This window comes from Micromonospora sp. C28SCA-DRY-2, assembly GCF_030519475.1.
Classification (GTDB): domain Bacteria; phylum Actinomycetota; class Actinomycetes; order Mycobacteriales; family Micromonosporaceae; genus Micromonospora.
In genome coordinates, this window is sequence record NZ_JAUMKD010000001.1 from 1,522,652 (window position 1) to 1,539,776 (window position 17,125).

Here is a 17,125-nt window from a genome sequence, read left to right on the forward strand (position 1 = left end):
CCCGGACAACAGGGACCGTACCATACCCCCCAGGGGTACGCTATCCTTGGGCTCATGACCTCACCCACGCCCGTCCGGGGCTACACCGCCAGCAAGGACCAGCTGCTCGCGCGGCTGCGCCGCGTCGAGGGGCAGGTGCGCGGCATCGAGAAGATGGTCGACGAGGACCGCTACTGCATCGACGTGCTCACCCAGATCTCCGCCATCCAGGCGGCCCTGGACAAGGTCGCCCTCGGGCTGCTCGACGGGCACGCCCGGCACTGCATGCACGAGGGCGCCGCCGAGGGCCGCGCCGACGAGATGGCCACCGAGATGATGGCCGCCGTCGGCCGCCTCATGAAGCGCGGCTGACCGGTCCGGTTCCGGCGACGGGGCCGGCTCCGGCGACCGGGCCGAGGCGTACCCGGCGCAGCAGTTGGGCGTTGAGCGCCACCACGATGGTCGAGGCGGACATCAGCACCGCTGCCAGCGCCGGGCTCAGCGCCAGCCCCGCCCCGGCCAGCACCCCGGCGGCCAGCGGCAGCGCCACCACGTTGTAGCCGGCCGCCCAGGCCAGGTTCTGCAGCATCTTCCGGTACGACGCGCGGGAGAGCCGGATCACACCGGTCACCCCGCGCGGGTCGGACGAGGCGAGCACCACCCCGGCCGACTCGATCGCCACGTCGGTGCCCGCCCCGATCGCGATCCCGACGTCGGCCCGGGCCAGCGCCGGGGCGTCGTTCACCCCGTCACCGACCATCGCCACGGTCAGCCCGCGCCGCTGCAACTCGGTCACCTTGCCGTCCTTGTCGGCGGGCAGCACCTCGGCGAAGACCTCGTCGACGCCGGGGGTGAAGCCGAGGTCGGCGGCGACCGCCTCGGCCACCGGCCGGGCGTCTCCGGTGATCATGGCGATCGTCCGGACGCCCTGGGCGCGCAGCTCGGCGATCGCCTCCCGCGCCTCGGGGCGCACCTCGTCGGTGAGGGCGAAGGCCCCGAGCGCGGCGTCCGGCAGCCGCACCAGGTAGAGCACCGCCGCGCCCCGGGCGGACCACCGCTCGGTCGCCGTCGCCAGCTCGGCCGGCAGCCGTACGCCCAGCTCACGCAGCAGTGCCGGCCCGCCGACGGCGTACTCCCGCCCGGCGACGGTGGCCTGGACGCCGCGGCCCGGCAGGGAGCGGAACCCGGTGGCCGGGGCCGGGCCACCGCCCGGGCCGGCCGCGGCGACGATCGCCCGGGCCAGCGGGTGCTCGCTGTCGGACTCCACCCCGGCGGCGACCCGCAGCAGGTCGTCGGGGTCCGAGCCGGGCGCCGACGCCCGGTCGGTGAGCACGTGTTCGCCCCGGGTCAGCGTGCCGGTCTTGTCGAACAGCACAGCGTCGACGGTGCGCATCCGCTCCAGCGCGAGCCGGTCCTTGACCAGGATGCCGGACCTCGCGGCCAGCCCGGTGGAGAGCGCGATCACCAGCGGGATGGCCAGCCCCAGCGCGTGCGGGCAGGCGATCACCAGCACCGTGACGGTCCGGACCACCGCCTCGTCGGCGTCACCGAGCCCGGTCCAGACCAGCACGGTGACCACCGCGGTGGCGGTGGCGACGTAGAACAGCCCGGCGGCGAACCGGTCGGCCAGCACCTGCGCCCGCCCGCTGGACTGCTGGGCCTGGGCGACCATCCGCTGGATGCCGGCGAGCGTGGTCTCCTCGCCGAGCGCCTCGACCCGGACCCGCACCGCGGAGTCGGTGGCCACGGTCCCGGCCACCACCCGGTCGCCGGCCGACCGGGGCACCGGCCGGGACTCCCCGGTGATCATCGACTCGTCCAGTTCGGCGGCGCCCTCCACCACCCGGCCGTCCGCCGGCACCCGGCCGCCGGGCCGGACCAGCAGCACGTCGCCGACCCGCAGCTCGGCCACCGGAACCCGCTCCAGCCGCCCGTCCCCGGCGACCCGCTCGGCGTCGTCGGGCAGCAGCGCGGCCAACGCGGCGAGGGCGCCGCGCGCCTGCCCGATCGCCTTCATCTCCTGCCAGTGCCCGAGCAGCATGATGGTGACCAGGGCGGCCAGCTCCCACCAGAAATCCAGGTCGAAGGCGCCCAGGCTGGTCGCCAGCGAGGCGGCGTAGGCGACCGTGATCGCCATGGCGACCAGCAGCATCATCCCCGGCGCCCGATCGCGCACCTCCCGCACGGCGCCGACCAGGAACGGCCAGCCGCCCCACCAGAAGACCACCGAGCCGAGCACCGGGCCCACCCAGGACCGGCCGGGAAAGTCCAGCGAGTAGCCCAGCCAGTCCATCAGCAGGTGGCTGGTGGCCACCACCGGCAGGGTGAGCAGCAGGCAGAGCCAGAACCGGCGGCGGAACATCTCCGGGTCGTGCCCGGCGTGCTTGTCGTGCCCCCCGTGCCCGCCGCCGTGCCCGCTCTGCCCGCCAGCGTGCCCGCCCTGCCCGCCGTGCCCGCCGGCGTGCTCGTCGTGCTCCTCCCGCCCGCCGCCGTGGGGCGGGGTCTGCTCAGCCATGCCCCCAACATCCCCGACCGGGGGTCGCCCGCGCGGGCCAACCGCCGGGTCCGGTCCCGACGGACCCCGGCCGCGGGCCGACCGCCGCGTCCCGACCCACCCCCACCCGCGGGCCGACCGCCGGGTCCGGTAACCGACCGAGCCCGCCCGCGGGCCGACCGTGGGGTCCCGACACCCCCGCCCGCGGGCCGAGCGCCGGGTCCGGTGCCCGACACCACCCCGCGCGACCAGCGTCCGGATGCCGGGATGGCTACGATTCGGCACGATGGCCCTTCGGATCGCGCACCAGCCGACCCGCCGCCGGGCACCGGCGTCACCCGGCCGGCCGGCCGCCGGGCCGACGGTACGTGGTCGCGTCGCCACCCTCGGCCGATCCCACCCACTATTCCGGCCGGTCCGAGGGGGCCACTGAACCGACCGGCCCGCCGACACGTACCACGCCCCGGATTCGTTGGGAGACACTCAATGGGCGCCGACCACAACCGTCCCGCTCCGTCCACCCCGCCCCGGGTGCGGCGGATCCTCGTCGCGACGGTGGTCCCGCTCGTCGTGCTCACCGTGGTCGCCGCCCTGCTGCTCTGGCCCCGCGACACCCCCGGGGTCGACCAGGCCACCGACCCGCCCCGCTACCACGGCACGGTGACCCGCGTGGTGACCGAGTCCTGTCCGCCGACCCCGGAGACGCCGGAGGGGGGCGGCGCCGAGGGACCGTGCGGCACGGTCACCGTCAAGGTGGCCGACGGCCCGGACGCCGGCCAGGAGGTGCAGACGCCGGTGCCGACCGGTCCGGGCGCACCGACGGTCGCGGTGGGCGACGAGATCATCCTGGTCGAGCTGACAGACCCGGCCGACCCGACGGCGAGCAGCTACAACATCGCCGAGCACCAGCGCGGCAAGCCGCTGGTCTGGCTGGTCGTGCTCTTCGCCGCGGCCATCGTGGCGTTCGGCCGGTGGCGCGGGCTGGCCGCACTGGCCGGCCTGGCGGCCAGCTTCGCGATCCTGCTCGCCTTCGTGCTGCCGGGGATCAGCGGCGGCGGGTCGCCCCTGCTGGTCGCGATCGTCGGCGCCGCACTGATCATGTTCGTGGTGCTGTACCTGACCCACGGGGTGACCGCGCAGACCTCCGTGGCGGTGCTCGGCACGCTCGGCAGCCTGGTGCTCACCGGGGTCCTGGGCACCCTCGCCACCGCCGCCACCCACCTCACCGGCTACGGCTCCGAGGACGCCACCACGCTGTCGATGTTCCAGGCCGACGTCGACCTGCACGGACTGCTGCTGGCCGGGATCATCATCGGCTCGCTCGGCGTGCTCGACGACGTCACGGTGACCCAGGCCGCCACGGTGACCGAACTGGCGCACGCCAACCCCGGCCTGTCCCGACTCCAGCTCTACCGCGCGGCGACCCGGGTCGGCCGGGCGCACATCGCGTCGACGGTGAACACCATCGTGCTGGCGTACGCGGGCGCCTCGCTGCCGCTGCTGCTCCTGCTCACCGCGGATTCGCGGTCGGTGACCCAGATCCTGACCAGCGAGTTCCTCGCCCAGGAGATCGTCCGCAGCGCGGTCGCCACGCTCGGGCTGATCGCCGCCGTGCCGCTGACCACCGCGCTGGCCGCGCTGGTGACCACGGCCGGCCGGGCCACCGCCCGTACCGGCGACGGCGACAGCGACGCGCCGGCGCGTACCCCTGAAGGTTCCCGGCCGGCCACGGACCGGGCCGAGGCGCTGCGGGCGCTCACCGCGCCGCGCGCCGGAAACACGTCCCCCGCCACCTCCACCGGGTGGCCCGATCCGGACAGGAGCACGGACGCCGCATGGTGAGACTCCGCAGTGTGACCGTCCAGGCCGGCGAGCTTGATAAACGCGTCACTGATCACCCTCCGCCATTACGAAATGACGCATTTAGTCGGCTTAGGGACGTAGATCCACCGGTGGCCTCTCGGGTAACCTCGCTGCCGGTCACCGCCGAAGGCGCGCAGCGGCGCCTGCGGTGCCGCCGCCCAATCGCCGCCAGGCGAGCCGGGGACCCAGGTACGTGGGGTGAGTCCGCGACAGCGGTAGGGGCCACTTCCGCCCCGAACCCGTCAGCTAACCCGGTCGGCGGTCGACGGAAGGGAACACTGTGACGGCACCCCTACGCCGCTGGTTGACACCTGTGGTGGCCGTGTTCGCCGCCTTGGCCGTGCTCGCCGGACCCCTCCCGGCGTCGGCCGCACCCAACACCCCCAAGCCCTCGGGACACGAGGACGGCGACTCGAAGCTGATCACGGATGTGATCGAGTCGACCAACCGGAACTACTCGCAGGCGAAGTCCCGGCTGGAGAAGTCCAAGAAGCGCCAGCTGGAACTCGCGCTGGAGGTCGACCGGGCCCAGGCCGAGCTGGACGCCCTCGCGCCACAGGTCAGCCAGCTCGCCACCCAGTCGTACCGGACGGGACGCATCGGCGCGGTGGCCATGCTGCTGGAGGCCAACAACCCCGACACGTTCGTCAAGCGGGCCACCGCCCTGGACGAGCTGAACATGGTCAACGCCAAGAAGCTCGCCGAGATCAACGAGGTGAAGACCCGCGCCGAGCAGGCGAAGCTGGCGCTCGAGGCGGAGATCCGCGAGCAGCAGAAGCAGACCAACCTGATGGCCAAGAACAAGCGCGACGCGGAGAAGGCGCTGGCGCTGGTCGGCGGGATGGGCTTCACCGGCGGCCTGGTGTCGGCCACCTCGCCGGTCGCCCGGATCGCCCCGGGCCGCACCGCCGACGGCGACTGGAAGGCCGAGTCGTGCAGCGAGAACGACCCGACCACCTCCGGCTGCGTGACGCCTCGGACCTTGCACATGTACAAGGAGGTCAAGCGGGCCGGCTTCAACCGGTTCGTCGGCTGCTACCGCCCCGGTGGCCCGTGGGAGCACCCGAAGGGCCGGGCCTGCGACTGGTCGCTGCAGAAGAGCGGCTTCTCCCCCTGGCACAACCGGGACACCCGGATGTACGGCAACAACCTCGCCGCGTTCCTGATCCGGAACGCCGACCGGCTGGGCATCTACTACGTGATCTGGAACCGCCAGATCTGGTTCCCGGCCACCGGCTGGAAGTCGTACAGCGGGCCGTCGAACCACACCGACCACGTGCACGTCTCGCTGCTGTAGCGACAGCCGAGACCACGCGAAGCGAGGGCCGTTCCCGGTGGGACGGCCCTCGCGGCGTTTCCGGCGCTACCTCGGGATGCGCTCAGGCGACGGCCGCGGTCTGGTCCGCCGCCGCGCCGGCCAGGTCGCCGGCCGGCACCGCGGCCACCGTCCGCACCTCGCCGGCGGCCAGCCGGTACGACATCCCGACCACCGCGCAACGCCCGGCGGCCACCTCGGCGGCCAGTACTGGCGAGCCGTCCAGCATCGCCTCGACGGTGTGCGCGATGTGGATGTCGACGATCCCGTTCACGTCGGTCACCCCCTCGGCCGCGGCCCGCCGCAGGCTGGGCATCATGGCGTCCACCACCGCCCGCAGGTGACCGGCCGGGGAGGTGTCGGTCTCCACCGCCGTCTTCGCCGCCTGCACCGCACCGCACGAGTCGTGCCCGAGCACGACCACCAGCGGCGTGCCGAGCACGGTCACCGCGTACTCGACGCTGCCCAGCACCTCGGGGCCGGTGGTGTGCCCGGCGGTCCGGACCACGAAGAGGTCGCCCAGGCCCCGGTCGAAGATGATCTCGGCGGCCAGCCGGGAATCGGAGCAGCCCACGATCACCGCGAAGGGGTGCTGCCCGTCGGCGACCGCGGCGCGGTGCCCGGCGTCCTGGTTGGGATGGCGCGGGATACCGGTGACGAATCTCCGGTTGCCGGCCGACAACTCGGCCAGCGCCTGCGCCGGAGTGGCCGGCGCGACCGCCGGCACGGACTCCCGTGACGGACCCGGCTGGGCGCCGGGCGAACCGGGGCTGCTCATCCCCTCACCTCGTCCCTCGACGTACCTGACCTGGGCAATCCCGGCCGACGGCGGACGCGGGCTGCCACCACGGTCACACTGAGCGAAAGATACGTCAAGATATGCGTGATATGCATTTCATGTATTCCAGAACGCTTGCGCGCGGCCGGCGACCCCGTCGGAGCACCCCCGGCGACGTCAGCGGCCCGGCGCTGGCCGGGCGAGGGCGTGCCCGGTGGAGCCGCGCCGCGGGAAATACCATGGCGGGCATGGCGACCACGAGTGGCGAGAACGGGAGCGGCCGGAACTGGACGTTCCTCACCAACCACGGGCACGTGCTGCTCGCCATCGCCCGCAACCCCACCGCCCGGCTGCGTGACGTCGCCGACGAGGTGGGCGTCACCGAGCGGGCCGCCCAGGCGATCGTCGCCGACCTGGAGGCGGGCGGCTACCTGCACCGCACCCGGGTGGGTCGGCGCAACGAGTACACCCTCAACCCGGCCGGGCGGTTCCGCCACCCGGCCGAGGCGGACCGTCAGGTCGGTGCCCTGCTGGCGCTCTTCACCGAGGAACCGGTGGCCGGCGGCGCCGACCATCCCTGACCACCGCCTGCCCGCCCGGCGGCGCCGACCGCCCCTGACCACCGCCTGCCCGCCCGGCGGCGCCGACCGCCCCTGACGCCGCCTGCCCGGCCCGGCACGTGCCCGCCGGCACCGGGTTTCCCGGATCGGCGGTACCGGGGTGCTCCCGTCACCGCACCGCGGGCGGCGCGGCGGTAGTCTCAGCCCGTGCGCGAGAGCTTCCGACCGGATGGGACAGCGCCGGTCCGCCGTACCGGGCGCGCGGTCCGCGCCCTCCTCAGTGGAGCGGCCGCGGCGCTGCTCGCCACCCTGGTCGTACCGCCGGCTCCGGCCGCCGCGGCGCCGCGCTGCGGTCCGGCCGGGCAGGCCGCCCCCGCCGGGGTGCCCTGGCCGCTGCGGCGGCTGGAGCCGTCGTCGGCCTGGCGGCTCTCCCGCGGCGCCGGCGTCACGGTCGCGGTCATCGACTCCGGCGTCTCGGCCATCCACCCCGTCCTCAAGGGACAGGTCCGCCAGGGCCGGGACTTCAACGGGCTGGCGCAGCAGCAGGGCCAGTGCGACCTGGCCGGACACGGCACGATGGTGGCCGGCATCATCGCCGGCCGCGACGGCACCGGGCAGCCGTTCAGCGGCATCGCGCCGCAGGCGCGGATCCTTCCGGTGCGGGTGCTGCCGGACACCCGGCAGACCAACGACGAGGCCCTGCCCGGGGAGATCGCCCAGGCGATCCGGTGGGCGGTGGACAACGGCGCCGACGTGGTGAACCTGTCGTTGGTGACGCTGCCCCGGCCCGAACTGGCCCAGGCCATCGAGTACGCCCTGGACAAGAAGGTCGTCGTGGTGGCCGCCGCCGGCAACCGGCAGGAGCAGCAGCAGGATCTGCCGGCGTACCCGGCCGCGTATCCCGGGGTCATCGCGGTGGCCGGGGTGGACGAGCAGGGCGCCCACGTGGGCAGTTCGGTGAGCGGCGACTACGTCGACATCGCCGCCCCGGGGCTGAACATCATCGGCCCGGCTCCGGGCGGTGAGGGCTGGCTGGCCGAGCCGCAGGGCGGCACCAGCTTCGCCGCCGCGTACGTCTCGGGGGCCGCCGCGCTGGTCCGCGCCGCCTACCCGGACCTGACCCCGGAGCAGGTCACCGAGCGGCTGATCCGCACCGCGGACAGCCCGCCGGACGGCCACAACGCCCAGGTGGGCTACGGGGTGGTCAACCCGTACCGGGCGGTGGCGAGCCTGCTGGGCACCCGGAGCGACCCGCCGCCCGGCGCGCTGCCGGCTCCGCCGCCCACCGACGATCCGCTCGGCTGGCAGCGCACGGTGGCGATCTGGGTGGCCGCGATCGGGGCGCTGCTGGCCGCCGTGCTGCTCGCGGTGAAGCCGATCCTGGTCCGCGGCCGGCGCCGCGGCTGGCGCCCGGGCCGTCGGCCGGCCGGCGCCGACCCGGCCGCGACCGGCTGACGCTCCGCCAGCCGCCCGGCTGCCGGCCCGGATCGCCGGCCCGTCCCGAAACGCCGAGCGCCGCCCAGCCGCCGGGGGGCGGTGGACGGCGCTCGGGTGGAGGTCAGCGCAGCACGCCGGGCGCGCCGTCGCCGTCCGCGCCCCAGACGTCCTCGTCCTCTTCCAGCCAACTGTTGCGCGGGGCCTCTTCCTCGCCGTAACCGGCACCGCCGGCGCCGCCCATTCCGGCGACCCCGCCGCCCCGGACGCCCGCGCCGCGCGCGCCCGCACCGGCCGCGCCGGCGGCACCGGCCCGACCGCCGCCGCGCGCGCCGCCAGCCATGCCGCCGCCCATGGCGGGCGCCATACCGCCGGCGAGCCGACCACCGCGGCCACCGCCCCGGCCGGCGCCACCCGCGCCGCCGCCCATCATCGGCGGCATGCCGGCCGCGACCGGACGGCCGAGCGCACCGCCGCCCGGGATCATGCCGCCGCCGGCCAGGCCGGCGCCGCCGCCGCCCAGGCCGCCGCCGCCCGCGCCGAGGCCGGACGTGCCGGGCAGGCCGCCGCCCAGGCCGCCACCACCGAGGCCGGGAGCGCCACCGCCACCGGCACCCGCCAGCCCGCTGCCGTAGTCGTCGGCGAGGCTGCCGGAGCCGGGGTAGCTCCCGGCGCCCCCGGAGCCGTACCCGCCGGAGAGGTCGGGGTGCGCGCCGGAACCGATCCCCGGCGAGCCGGTGTCGGGCATGCCGCTGGCGCTCAGCGACGGGCTGCCACCGATGCCGCCGGTCGACGGCGAGCCGCCGAGGCCCGGCACGCTGCCGGTTTTGCCGGCGCCGGGGCCGCCATCCAGATTCGGCGTGGTGACCGTCGGGTCGGTCGAGGTGAACGGGCCGGTCTGGCCCGGAGTGCCCGAGTCGATCGTGGTGTAGTCGCCACTGACCTGGTTGTAGACCTTCGCCGCTTCCTCGGACTTGTCGTTGATCCAGTCGGCGAGCGAGGTGATCGGGTCGAGGAAGCCGAGGAAGTCCGGCTTCACCTTCATCTCGAAGAAGCCGGTGTCGATCACCAGCCGGCCGTTGCGGGCCTCGAGCACGTCGTTGACGCAGCTGGCCGGGATCGGGAACTCCCGCTGCGCGGCGGTGAGCTTGTCAGCGGCGTCGTTCAGCGACCGGACGATGCCGTTGTGGTTCTCGGCGTCCTCGACGAGCTGACCGGCCCGCTTGGCGAGCCCGGTGATGTGGGTCTTGAAGGCCTCGTACGCCGGCCCCTTCCACACCTCGCCCAGGTCCTTGACGTTGGTCTCCAGGCTCTCCTTGACCGTGGTCAGGTTCTTCAGCAGCTGCTCCCAGCCGAGCGCGGCGCTGGCCACGTCGCCCGGTCGACCGTCGATGACGATCTGCTTGCACATCTCTTCCCAGCTCGGCACGGCCACCCTCCCCGTTTACGCCTTGCCCCGGTTGCTGGACGCGGTGTTGAAGGCGTTCTGCATCTCCGCCGCCGACATCGCGTTGGCACCCTCGGCCGTCTCGTAGTTCTCCTTGACCTTCTGCAACGCGTTCGCCGCCTTGTAGAGATCCTGGGCGAGCTGACGCATGCCCTGCTGGGTGCTGGTGAACAGGCCGCTGTGCTTGCGCGCCAGGTCACCGGCGCGGTCGAAGCTGCCGAGCGGGCTGGTGCCACCGCCCATCCCGGCGCCACCGGCCCCCGCCGCGGTGCCGCCCATCTTGTCGGAGATCTCCACCATCTCGTACGACTGGCTGTGGATGAAGTCGGCGGTCTCCTCCAGCCACTTCTTGGCCTTCTCCAGGCTGGAGGCGTCCCACTCGGTCTTGGCGCCGGCGTCGTCCGACCCCGGCACCAGCCCGGACGGCACCTCGGCCCGGTTGACGTTGTCCATGGTGACGGCGTCCAGCGTCACGAACGGCGGCACCATGTGCGGCGGCCCGATCGGTACGTTCGGTACGTCGATCCGGACGTCGTCCGGCTGCTCGGTCCTGTCCTTCGTCATCGGTTCCTCCCCGTCGCCGACTGAAGATCTGGCTTACTGCTGGTGCCCGCCCGGCGGGGGCGGGGGTGGCCCGGCCGGCCCCGGCGGCGGCCAGGCGGTGCCGGGCGCCGCTCCGGGCGGCGGAGGGTAGCCACCGGGCACCGGGGGCGGCGGGTAGCCGCCCGGCGCCGGTGCGCCCTGCGGTGGCACGTACGGACCGCCGGGCTGCCCGGGCGGGCGGGCGCCGAACTGCGGCGCACCGGGCGCGCCGGGCGGCGGGAAGCCGTGCGGCGCCGCGCCGGGTGGCGGGAAGCCGGGTGGTGGCCCGGCCGGGGTGGTGGCCGCGCGGCGCCGGGACCGGCGCACCAGCACGATCACCACGATCAGCACCACCAGCGGTACGGCGAGGCAGAGCGCCACCTGGATGATCGCGCCGGTCTTGTTGGTGACGCTGATCGAGACCGCCGGGTCGTCGTCCTCCGCGCCGGTGGCCGCCGGCCCGGCCGAGGCGCCCGCCGGGGCACCCTCGCCGGACAGCAGCGGATGCGCCGTGACGGCCGGCACCGTGTTGCTCAGCGCGGCGACCGGATCGACGGAACCGAAGCCGTACTGCTCGTCGCGGCCGGACGGGCCCTCGTCGCGGGCGGTGCGGATCAGCCGGTTCACCACGTTGGCGGCGTCGAGGTCGGGGTGCTTCGCCCGCACCAGGGCCACCACGCCCGCCACGATCGCGGCCGACTCGCTGGTGCCGCTGCCGACGCTGTAGCCGTTGGACGAGACCGACGTCGGCCGCGGAGTGATGATCTCCTCCATCGGCGCGGCCAGCACGGCCTCCGGCCCGGCCACGCTGCCGCTGAAGAAGTCGCCGTTCTTGGCCAGCCCGGTCACGGCGATGACGCCGGGAATGCTGGCCGGGTTGAGGACGCTGGTGTCGCCCTGCTCGCGGTTGCCCGCCGAGGCGACCAGCACCACGTTCTTGTCGAGGGCGTAGCGGACGGCGGCCTGCTCGTCGGGGCCCGGTCGGCCGCGGGCGCCGAGCGACATGCTGATCACGTCGGCGCCGTTGTCGGCGGCCCAGCGGATGCCGGCGGCCAACTCGTCGGCCTCCGTCCGGCTGCCGAGCGAGATCGGCAGGATCTTCGCCTCCGGGGCGATGCCGAGCTGGCGCATGCTGCCGCCGCCCCGGCCGGCGATCAGGCCGGCCATGCCGGTGCCGTGGCTGATCTTGTCGTCGGTGCCGCGCCCGTCGGCGGTCGCGTCGGCGCCGAACCCCTTGCCGGGCAGCACCTGGCCGCGCAGGTCGGGAACGTTCGGGTCGACGCCGGCGTCGATGACGGCCACCGTCACGCCGCGGCCCTTGCTGACCTTGTGGGCCTGGGGGATCTTCAAGCTGTCGAGGTACCACTGGAGGCCGCGTACCGTGTCGGCGGCGTGCGCCGGTTCGGGGGCCGCGAGCGCTCCCGACCCGGCCAGCGCGGCGAGCGCCAGCGTCGCGACGGCGGACCTCCACAGTGGGCGGAGACGCAGCTCCGTGTTCATCGCTCTCCCAGGACCTCGACGGCTGGTAACGCGCCGCGGCTCCGGCCCGGTCGAACCGGACCGGAGCCGCGTCGATGGTCGCTCAGCCCCACACCTTGGCGTTGCTCATCTCGGTGTTGACGTAGTTCTCGCGGGCGATGCCCACCGCGCCACCGATGTCGTTCAGGATCTTGTTGATGTCCCGAACGGCGGCGTCCCACTGCGCCTGGTGCTGCTCGTAGGCGGCCCGGTCCTGGCCGTCCCACTGGAGCTTGCTCAGCATCGACCGCAGCGTGTCCAGCTTCTCGTCGATCGTCCGCGAGATGGCCAGCATCTGCTGGTTGCTGCTCTCCAGGACTGCGTAATCAACCTTGATGCTCATCGGTTCCTCCCCTGCTCGTCTCGGCGGATCACGGGTTGAGTGCAGAGTGGAACTTGTCCAGCATCTGCTGCTGCTCTTCGTCGTTGACCTGGTGCGTCGTACCCGACTTGTCGAGCAGGTCGGCGATGTTGTCCATCGCCGTCAGCAGCTTGGCCGTGTCCTCGTTCCAGCGCTGCATGAGCTGCTGGAAGCCCGCGGACGCCTGGCCCTTCCAGGCGATGGCCAGGTCGTCGACCACGTTCCACAGCTTCTTCAGCTCGCCGTCGACCTCGCTGCGCGTGGACCGCACGTCACTCGCGGCGGTATGCAGAGTCGCTGCTTCGACCTCGAACGCCATGCTTCACACCCTTCCGTCTCCTTGTGGCGGCGGATCTGCCGCGCCCTCCCCCGCGGCAAGGCAAACACCCCACCGACGGACACTCCTCTGAAGACCGTAGCGGACCGCGTCCAGCGAGCGCAGCCCTGTCTCGCCCACTGTGACGCCAACGCGACCGATCCGGCGCGCCGTCCGGTCACGAGAAGCGTGAATATGATCTCACGTGCAGCACCGCGCCGACCACGAAGGTCACCGCGAGCAGCCCGACCAGGGCCCACCGCAGCGGGCTGGCGCCCGCGGTCGCGGCGAGCGGAGCGGCCAGCGCCGCGACCGCGCTGAGCACGACGATCTCCATCGCCCGCTTCACCCGCGCCGAGCCGCTGAGCTGCGCGACCAGCCCCAGCCCGAGGAAGACGGGAATGGCCGCGAGGGCGTACCCGAACGACCAGACCACCCACACGGCACACCCGCCTCTCACGTGCCCGGTCAGGGCCGCCTGACGCCGGATCAGACCGGCTCGGACCAGGCGGTCTGGATCAGCTGCTGGCCGTCGCGGCGGCGCACCAGGGTGCCCCGGCCCGGCGGCTGCGGGCTCGGCCGCAACGTGCCGAAGACCGCGCCCTCCTCCCGGTTGCCGGACATCAGCAGGCCGGGCGAGTCCAGCTCGCGCAGGCGTTGCAGCACCGGCTCGTAGAGCGCCCGGGCCACGCCGCCGACCCGGCGCGTGATGATCAGGTGCAGGCCGATGTCGCGGGCCTGCGGCAGCAGCTCGTGCAGCGCGCTGAGCGGGTTGCTGCCGCCCGAGGCGACCAGGTCGTAGTCGTCGACCAGGATGTAGAGGTCCGGCCCCTTCCACCAGCTGCGGTCGCGCAGCTGGGCGGTGGTGACGTCCGGCCCGGGGAGCCGGTTGGACAGCGCGCTGCGGATCGAGCCCAGCCCCTGCGCGAACGCCTGGTTGGACGGGGCGTAGTCGAGCAGGTGGTCGCCCTCCACGGCACCGAGCAGGCCGCGCCGGTAGTCCGCGATCACCAGCCGGGCCTCGGCCGGGGTGTACCGCTCGGTGATGCTCCGGGCGATCAGCCGCAGCAGGTTGGTCTTTCCGCACTCGGCGTCGCCGAAGACCGTCAGGTGCGGCTCGTTGGCCAGGTCGAGGTAGACCGGCGCCAGCGCCGACTCGTTGACGCCGATCGGCAGGCCGGGCGCCGACCGGTCGGCCACCCGGGCCAGCTCGGCGACGGGCAGCTTGCGCGGCAGCAGCCGCACCTTCGGCGCCGGGCGGCCGGGCCAGTTGGCCGCCACGTGCGCGGCCAGGGCGGCCGAGGCCTCGGTCAGGTCGTCGATGTCGCGGCGGCCGTCGATCCGCGAGATCGCGGCCAGGAAGTGCAACTTGTCGCGGGTCAGACCGCGGCCCGGGGTCTTCTCCGGGACGTTCGTCGCCGCCCGGCGGTCGATCTCCGACTCGGCCGCGTCGCCGAGCCGCAGCTCCAGCTTGGTGCCGAGCAGGTCGCGCATGTTGATCCGGATCTCCGCCCACCGCACGGCGGTGACCACCACGTGTACGCCGAAACCGAGCCCGCGGTTGGCCAGGTTGGTGATGGTCTGCTCCAGCTCCTCGTACTCCTGGCGCAGCGTGTTCCAGCCGTCCACCACGAGGAAGACGTCGCCGAACGGGTCGTCGGCGAACTCGCCGGCCGCCCGGCGCCGCCGGTAGCTGGCCACCGAGTCGATGCCGTGCTGGGCGAAGCGCGCCTCGCGCTCGTCGATGATGGCCACCACCTCGGCCACCGTCCGGCGCACCGCCTCGGTGTCCCGCCGGCCGGCCACCCCGGACATGTGCGGCAGCCCCTCCAGGCTGCGCAGCGCGCCGCCGCCGAAGTCGAGGCAGAAGAACTGCACCTCGCGCGGCGTGTGGGTGAGCGCCAGCGAGGCGAGCAGCGAACGCAGCATGGTGCTCTTGCCGCTCAGCGAGGCGCCGACGATCACCACGTTGCCGCCCGCGCCGGCCAGCTCGACCATCATCGGGTCGCGCCGCTGCTCGTACGGCCGGTCGACCACGCCCACCGGCACGGTGAGCCGGCCCCGGCCCTGCCAGGTGGCGGTGCACAGCCCGTACGTCGGGTCCGCCTTCAGCGGCGGGAGCAGCTCGCCCAGGCTCGGCGGCTCGGCCAGCGGCGGCAGCCAGACCTGGTGCGCCGGCTTGCCGCGCCCCTTGAGCCGGTCGATCAGCACGTCGAGCATGGCCACGGCCTTGCCGTCGGTCGGCTGCTCCGGCTCCGGTGTGGTCTCCACCGGCACCTGCGGCTGCCGCACCGGCACGAAGTTCACCCCGTACGGCACGATCCGGCGCTGCACCATCGCCTGCGACGCCGACGCCTGCTCGCCCGGCGCCCGGTACGGCCCGGACACGTAGGCGGCCCGGAACCGCAGCATGGTGCTGGTGTCGGTCTTCAGGTAGCCGTGACCCGGCGCGCTCGGCAGCTCGTACGCGTCCGGCACACCGAGCACGATCCGGCTCTCCACCGCCGAGAAGGTGCGCAGACCGATCCGGTACGACAGGTGGGTGTCCAGGCCGCGCAGCTTGCCCTCCTCGAGGCGCTGCGAGGCCAGCAGCAGGTGCACGCCGAGCGACCGGCCCAGCCGGCCGATCATCACGAAGAGGTCGATGAAGTCGGGCTTGGCGGCCAGCAGCTCGCTGAACTCGTCACAGATGATCAGCAGGCTGGGCATCGGGTCCAGCGGCTCGCCGGCGGCCCGGGCCTTCTCGTAGTCGAACCGGGAGACGTAGTTGCCGGCCGCCCGCAGCACCTCCTGCCGGCGGTTCATCTCACCGGCCAGCGCGTCCCGCATCCGGTCGACCAGCGGCAGCTCGTCGGCCAGGTTGGTGATCACGGCGCTGGTGTGCGGCAACGCCTCCAGCGACGCGAAGGTGGCGCCACCCTTGAAGTCGACCAGGACGAAGTTGAGCTCCTCGGAGGAGTGCGTCACCGCCAGCGCGGCGACCACCGTGCGCAGCAGCTCGCTCTTGCCGGAACCGGTCGCGCCGATGACCAGGCCGTGCGGGCCCATGCCCTCGTGCGCGGACTCCTTGAAGTCCAGCTCGACCACGTTGCCGTCCGGGCCCACGCCGAGCGGGATGCGCAGCCGGTCCCGGTGGCTGCGGGGCCGCCAGGTCTGCTGCACGTCGACCGCGGCGGCGTCGCCGACCCCGAGCAGGTCGGGCAGTTCCATGCTGCGGGCCAGCGGCTCGTCGCTGCTGGCCTGCTGCTGGGAGAGCCGGTAGGGGGCGATCTGCCGGGCCAGCCCCTCGGCGGCCGCGGCGCTGAGCCGGTCCGGCCGGCCGAGCCGGGACGTGGACGTCCCGCGGACCAGGTCGAGCGAGCTGCCGTCGCCCGCGTCGAGGCAGAGCAACCAGCGGCCGGCGTCGCGGGGCACGGTGCCGGAGAGGTCGATGACGGTGGCGCCGAGCAGCCCCGGCCCCATCAGCTGGCAGGTCGGCGAGACCTCGCCGCCGTCGATCACCACCACCACGTGCGGCATGGTGGTCAGCGGCTTCGCCTCCGGGGCGAACCGCGGCCGGCCGGTCAGCTCGGCGGCGAGCGCCTCCTCCGCCTCGGCGAGGTGGGCGAAGACCATCCGGCGGGCGCCGGCGGCGTCGGTGCGGGAGCTGTGCTGGGTGTGCGGCAGCCACTTCACCCAGTCCCAGGCGGCCTGCCGGTCCACCGCGGCGACCACCGCGATGACCAGGTCGTCGGGGGCGTGGAAGGTGGCCAGCTGGCCGAGCGCGGCCCGGGTCAGGTCGAGCACCGGCTCGCGCTCGCCGCGCAGCACCACCCGGCTGAACGCGCGCAGCGACAGCGCGGTGGGCAGGTCCGGCACTGTCGAGTGGGCGCGGACGAAGCGCCGCAGCGCGATGGCGCTCATCGGCTCGAGGTCCTCGACCGGCTTGGTCTCCGGCGGCACGATCTCCACCGCGAGGCGCTGCGGGCCGGTGGCGATCCGGGTCTCGCCGAAGTCGTCCTCGGTGATCCGGCGCTCCCAGAGCCGGCGGGACGCGGCGATCGACCAGAGCGCGTCCGGCTCCGGGTGCCGCCAGGCCATCGCGGCGCGCTGCTGCTCGGCCGCGCGCCGGGTGCGCTTGCGCATCTGGGCCAGGTAGCGCATGTAGTCGCGCCGGTCGGCGTTCAGCTCGGCCTTGTCGTTGTTGCCGTGGCTGAGCGAGCCGATCGCCATGCCCAGCATCGAGATGCCGAACAGACCGCCGGCGACGTACGTCATCATGCCGCCGCCGCGCCCGGCGTAGAGGAACGCCATCGCGCCCACGCCGCAGACCATCGGCAGGATCATCAGCAGCTGCCCCATCCCGCGGGGCGTCGGCTCCGGAAGCTCCGGTGGGGACTCCAGCAGCAGCTCACCACGCGGTAGGGCCGGTCCCGGCTGACGCGGGAGCCGGCGGAACACCACCGTGCTCACGGCTGTCTCCTCCCCAGAAGCGGCCT

The 17,125-nt window shown here is 74.1% G+C and carries 14 protein-coding genes and 1 riboswitch; of the genes, 5 read left to right on the forward strand and 9 right to left on the reverse strand.

What is annotated here, in order from left to right:
• Positions 1-54: 54 nt before the first annotated feature.
• Positions 55-351, forward strand: a complete 297-nt coding sequence (locus Q3W71_RS07165) for a metal-sensitive transcriptional regulator (RefSeq protein ID WP_088997186.1) — start codon at positions 55-57, stop codon at positions 349-351.
• Here the strand turns inward: Q3W71_RS07165 and Q3W71_RS07170 are convergent.
• Positions 335-2,494, reverse strand: a complete 2,160-nt coding sequence (locus tag Q3W71_RS07170) for a heavy metal translocating P-type ATPase (RefSeq protein WP_302918468.1) — start codon at positions 2,492-2,494, stop codon at positions 335-337. The genes Q3W71_RS07165 and Q3W71_RS07170 overlap by 17 nt on opposite strands.
• 465 nt (positions 2,495-2,959) lie before the next feature.
• On the opposite strand from Q3W71_RS07170, the gene Q3W71_RS07175 reads away from it, so the two are divergent.
• The gene (locus Q3W71_RS07175) at positions 2,960-4,315 is read left to right on the forward strand and encodes a YibE/F family protein (protein ID WP_302918469.1); all 1,356 of its coding nucleotides are present in this window, start codon (positions 2,960-2,962) and stop codon (positions 4,313-4,315) included.
• Between the two features lie 166 nt (positions 4,316-4,481).
• Positions 4,482-4,612, forward strand: a riboswitch (cyclic di-AMP (ydaO/yuaA leader).
• A gap of 4 nt (positions 4,613-4,616) precedes the next feature.
• A complete protein-coding gene (locus Q3W71_RS07180) occupies positions 4,617-5,633 on the forward strand; it encodes a hypothetical protein (protein ID WP_302918470.1) in 1,017 nt (338 codons plus the stop codon).
• Positions 5,634-5,715: 82 nt separating this feature from the next.
• On the opposite strand, the gene Q3W71_RS07185 is transcribed toward Q3W71_RS07180, so the two are convergent.
• The gene (locus tag Q3W71_RS07185; RefSeq protein ID WP_302918471.1) at positions 5,716-6,429 is read right to left on the reverse strand and encodes a carbonic anhydrase; all 714 of its coding nucleotides are present in this window, start codon (positions 6,427-6,429) and stop codon (positions 5,716-5,718) included.
• A gap of 239 nt (positions 6,430-6,668) precedes the next feature.
• Here Q3W71_RS07185 and Q3W71_RS07190 point away from each other — a divergent pair, with 239 nt between their 5' ends.
• Both Q3W71_RS07190 and mycP read left to right on the forward strand, forming a co-directional pair.
• Positions 6,669-7,010 carry a MarR family winged helix-turn-helix transcriptional regulator gene (locus tag Q3W71_RS07190; protein ID WP_302918472.1) on the forward strand — a complete coding sequence of 114 codons (342 nt, stop codon included), beginning with the start codon at positions 6,669-6,671 and terminating at the stop codon, positions 7,008-7,010.
• 186 nt (positions 7,011-7,196) lie between these two features.
• A complete protein-coding gene (gene mycP / locus Q3W71_RS07195; RefSeq protein WP_302918473.1) occupies positions 7,197-8,444 on the forward strand; it encodes a type VII secretion-associated serine protease mycosin in 1,248 nt (415 codons plus the stop codon).
• Between the two features lie 103 nt (positions 8,445-8,547).
• On the opposite strand, the gene Q3W71_RS07200 is transcribed toward mycP, so the two are convergent.
• The 7 genes from Q3W71_RS07200 to eccCa form a co-directional block, all read right to left on the reverse strand.
• Positions 8,548-9,852: a WXG100 family type VII secretion target gene (locus Q3W71_RS07200; protein WP_302918474.1), complete on the reverse strand. Its 1,305-nt coding sequence runs from the start codon at positions 9,850-9,852 to the stop codon at positions 8,548-8,550.
• Between the two features lie 15 nt (positions 9,853-9,867).
• Positions 9,868-10,434 carry a hypothetical protein gene (locus Q3W71_RS07205; protein ID WP_302918475.1) on the reverse strand — a complete coding sequence of 189 codons (567 nt, stop codon included), beginning with the start codon at positions 10,432-10,434 and terminating at the stop codon, positions 9,868-9,870.
• Positions 10,435-10,467: 33 nt separating this feature from the next.
• The gene (locus Q3W71_RS07210) at positions 10,468-11,952 is read right to left on the reverse strand and encodes a S8 family serine peptidase (RefSeq protein ID WP_302918476.1); all 1,485 of its coding nucleotides are present in this window, start codon (positions 11,950-11,952) and stop codon (positions 10,468-10,470) included.
• 82 nt (positions 11,953-12,034) lie between these two features.
• Positions 12,035-12,313, reverse strand: coding sequence for a WXG100 family type VII secretion target (locus Q3W71_RS07215; protein ID WP_088997174.1), 279 nt, complete (start codon positions 12,311-12,313; stop codon positions 12,035-12,037).
• 28 nt (positions 12,314-12,341) lie between these two features.
• Positions 12,342-12,650 carry a WXG100 family type VII secretion target gene (locus Q3W71_RS07220; protein WP_167181107.1) on the reverse strand — a complete coding sequence of 103 codons (309 nt, stop codon included), beginning with the start codon at positions 12,648-12,650 and terminating at the stop codon, positions 12,342-12,344.
• Positions 12,651-12,825: 175 nt separating this feature from the next.
• Positions 12,826-13,083 carry a hypothetical protein gene (locus Q3W71_RS07225; RefSeq protein ID WP_302918477.1) on the reverse strand — a complete coding sequence of 86 codons (258 nt, stop codon included), beginning with the start codon at positions 13,081-13,083 and terminating at the stop codon, positions 12,826-12,828.
• A gap of 53 nt (positions 13,084-13,136) precedes the next feature.
• The gene (eccCa, locus tag Q3W71_RS07230) at positions 13,137-17,099 is read right to left on the reverse strand and encodes a type VII secretion protein EccCa (protein WP_302918478.1); all 3,963 of its coding nucleotides are present in this window, start codon (positions 17,097-17,099) and stop codon (positions 13,137-13,139) included.
• Positions 17,100-17,125 lie beyond the last annotated feature (26 nt).